Origin of the sequence: Streptococcus suis (genome assembly GCF_002960425.1) — a bacterium.
In the GTDB taxonomy this organism is placed as follows: Bacteria; Bacillota; Bacilli; order Lactobacillales; family Streptococcaceae; genus Streptococcus; species Streptococcus suis_S.
In genome coordinates this window covers 1-3,295 of the sequence record NZ_POIZ01000008.1, presented here as the reverse complement: position 1 = coordinate 3,295, position 3,295 = coordinate 1, and the positions used below count along the sequence as shown (strand labels likewise).

3 protein-coding genes, 1 tRNA gene and 1 pseudogene are annotated in these 3,295 nt (G+C 38.5%); all 5 read right to left on the bottom strand.

All coding sequences use genetic code 11. From position 1 onward, the window contains the following. Positions 1–571 precede the first annotated feature (571 nt). Positions 572–760 (bottom strand): 50S ribosomal protein L28, encoded by a 189-nt coding sequence (rpmB, locus tag C1G57_RS00485; protein ID WP_001140948.1) that lies wholly within the window; start codon positions 758–760, stop codon positions 572–574. A 316-nt stretch (positions 761–1,076) separates the two neighbouring features. Next, positions 1,077–1,958 carry a class II fructose-bisphosphate aldolase gene (locus C1G57_RS00480; RefSeq protein ID WP_105113283.1) on the bottom strand — a complete coding sequence of 294 codons (882 nt, stop codon included), beginning with the start codon at positions 1,956–1,958 and terminating at the stop codon, positions 1,077–1,079. A gap of 315 nt (positions 1,959–2,273) precedes the next feature. After that, a tRNA-Leu gene (locus C1G57_RS00475) sits at positions 2,274–2,359 on the bottom strand. Positions 2,360–2,480: 121 nt separating this feature from the next. Next, positions 2,481–2,729 (bottom strand): ATP-binding cassette domain-containing protein, encoded by a 249-nt coding sequence (locus C1G57_RS00470; protein ID WP_153045593.1) that lies wholly within the window; start codon positions 2,727–2,729, stop codon positions 2,481–2,483. Positions 2,730–2,828: 99 nt separating this feature from the next. Further along, positions 2,829–3,295, bottom strand: a pseudogene (locus C1G57_RS00465) (transposase); the annotation flags it as partial.

The window sequence follows — 3,295 nt, the reverse complement described above, 5'->3', positions numbered from 1 at the left end:
TTGTTTCGTCTTCTTTAATTTTCAAAGGCCTTGTTCACTGCCGCGCTCTCGCGACAACTATCTTAGTTTATCATTTCTTCAACTGTTTGTCAACACTTTTTTGAAACTTTTTTCGTTTCTTTTTTCAGTGTTGTGTCTCAGATTTGACAACTCAATCATTCTATCATCTTCAATCAACCTTGTCAACACTTTTTTGAAATCTTTTTTTCATTTCTTTCTGTCAACACGGTCTCAAAAGACAACTCAATTATTCTATCATCTTCACCAGGTCATGTCAATAGATTTTTCAAACTTTTTATAAAAATAAAAACAGAAAGGTATCTATATTGGCTTTCTCCTATAACTAATGAAATACTGCTGACTATCTTCCTTTTCATTTCCTCTACACTGGTCTACACTTTTCGGATTTCTTATCCTTAGCTCCTCAGTAATGAAAGTTATCTAACAAAATGAATGAAATTTCTAAAGCACATTTTCGGCTGGTGGTTAGCAGATAAATAAAAAAACGAGCAACTCCTAAATGGAATTACTCGTTTTTCTTGAAGACTAGTTTTGTCCAGTCTTTTGCTTCTTATACGCGTTCAACTTTGCCTGATTTAAGAGCACGAGCTGAAGCCCAAACTTTTTTAGGTTTACCATCAATCAAAACAGTAACTTTTTGAAGGTTTGGTTTAACTGCGCGTTTCGTTTGGTTCATAGCGTGTGAACGGTTGTTACCTGATACAGTCTTACGACCAGTAAAATAACATACTTTAGCCATTGTATATTCCTCCTCATTTGATCAAATATATCGGATGTGCTAGCACCACATACCATACTATTCTATCAGAAAAGAATGGACTTGGCAAGAAATATTTTTATTTTTTATTTGCGTTCTTCTTTCTAGCTAGGCTAGAATGATTTCAGATAGTTGATAATTTATTTTACTACTATAGAAGAACTTCATTTTGCTTTAGCAGAAACAGGGCTTAGATACGGACCTGGTTTGCAAAAAAGAACCCAACGTTTGTCAGGTTCTCAGTATTATTCTAGTTACGCTTTGTTTGCTCGAAATCAAAAATTTCTTCGCAGTAATATTAAGCTTTGTTCGCTGAACCGAATACGTCGATACGCTCTTCAACAGATGCTTGGATAGCTTTTACGCCGTCAGCCAAGAATTTACGTGGGTCAAAGAGTTTTTTCTTATCGTATTCTGCTTCGTTTGCTTCATAAGCTGCTGCAAATTTACGAGTTGCGTTTGCAAATGCGATTTGGCACTCAGTGTTAACGTTGACTTTAGCAACACCCAATTTGATTGCTTCTTGAATTTGCTCATCTGGAATACCAGAACCGCCGTGCAATACGATTGGGAAACCTGGTACAGCTTCAGTCAATTTACGCAAGTGGTCAAGATCAAGACCTTCCCAGTTTGCTGGGTATGGACCGTGGATGTTACCGATACCAGCTGCCAAGAAGTCAATACCAGTTGCAACCATTGCTACTGCATCTTCGATTGGAGCCAATTCGCCAGTACCAACGATACCGTCTTCTTCACCACCGATAGTACCTACTTCAGCCTCAACTGAGATACCTTTTGAGTGAGCCAATTCTACAACTTCTTTAGCTTTTGCAAGGTTTTCTTCTACTGGAAGGTGTGAACCGTCAAACATGATAGAAGTGTAACCAACTTCGATACACTCAAGTGCATCTTCGTAGTGACCATGGTCAAGGTGAATAGCAACTGGAACTGTGATGTTCATTGACTCGATCAAGTTAGCAATCAAGTTACGAGCTACTTTGTAACCACCCATGTACTTAGCTGCACCCATAGAAGTTTGGATAAGAACTGGAGCTTGTTTTGCTTCTGCTGCACGCAAGATAGCTTGAGTCCACTCAAGGTTGTTTGTGTTAAATCCACCAACTGCATAACCGTTGTCACGCGCTGCTTGGACAAATTTTTCTGCTGAAACTAATGGCATTTCGATAGCCTCCTAATATTTTTTGAGGTTACACCTCATACTCCTCTATTCTACCATTTTTATTTTGAAAATGCCAGCTGAAACTATAGGGTTTTGAGAAAATTTTCACATAAGTTTCATGATAAAGTGACTTCTCTCCCTTAAATTCACTTACTTCATATCCTCTTAGTTTTTTTATTTTCCAGCGGGACTTGATAATCCTCTGAAGACTTCCAACTTCTATTTATAGAAAATGAGCTTCGAGTTAAAAAATGATGAACAACGATATGCTCAAAAAAGACAAAGCAAAAGGACTAGCCTGAGCTAGTCCACTGATGCGGAGAGTGGGACTTGAACCCACACGATCTAAAGCGATCACAGGATCCTTAGTCCTGCGCGTCTGCCAATTCCGCCATCCCCGCTTAACACAAGAATTAGTATAACACGAGAACAAGGAACTGTCAACACTTTTTTTGAAAAAAATAATTATTTTTTCATTTTTATTTTCGAACCTTGGTTTACAAAGTTATTGTAGCACCCAAACTATTCTAGCCTAATCACTTCATCGTATCTTTCTTTATACATACTACGGTGACTAATATGAAGCAGGGTTTGTCCTTGCTCCGCCAACAAGGCTTGTTCAACAGATTTGAAGGTTTCATCATCCAAGCCAGACAGGGTTTCATCCAAGATTAGAATTGGTTTTCCTAGAAGTAGAACACGAATGATTACTAGCCGTTGTTGCTGACCACCAGAAAGACTGGTCGATTCATCAAATCTTTCATTCATCATGAGGCTGGGCAAAAACTAGCCAATAACTAAAAAACACAGATAGATTCGAGCTGCTTCTGATGAAATCCAGCCGTACTGTCTGTGTTTTTCTTTTTATCTCTATTATCTTGGACTAATTTCTTAGCCAATTTCGTGAGATTCATACTCATTAGGAGGAATCCTATCTCAGTTTCAACCACTTTTTGACCTCTGACATGGACTCTGCGCACGCCAAAAACACCCTTCATCCTACCAAATACAGGTTCGACATCCACCTTGCGTTTGGCATAAATGCGGGCTCCCTCTTTACTTGTCAATTCCTCTTTGACTAAGTTCTTGAAATAGTTCCACGTAGGATTATACTGAATTTGTTTGAGGTTTCCTTTCTCTGTCCGTGCTAACTGGTCTAACTCTTCACTAGCTTGTACAGGATCAGCTTCGTAAATCTTAATATCTCTCTCAAATCCATACTTGTCCGTTCTTCGTGAATAATTCTTAAACGAGTAGACAACCCCATCTGGTTTTATCCACTGGTCAGAATCTTCTAAGTAAGTCCAGTTTTCAGGATTGGCATCACTCTTCTTATA

Bases quoted from the DNA above. Each gene is read 5' to 3' on its own strand.
- rpmB (WP_001140948.1), bottom strand. From the start codon at position 760: ATGGCTAAAGTATGTTATTTTACTGGTCGTAAGACTGTATCAGGTAAC.
- C1G57_RS00480 (WP_105113283.1), bottom strand. From the start codon at position 1,958: ATGCCATTAGTTTCAGCAGAAAAATTTGTCCAAGCAGCGCGTGACAAC.
- C1G57_RS00470 (WP_153045593.1), bottom strand. From the start codon at position 2,729: ATGATGAATGAAAGATTTGATGAATCGACCAGTCTTTCTGGTGGTCAG.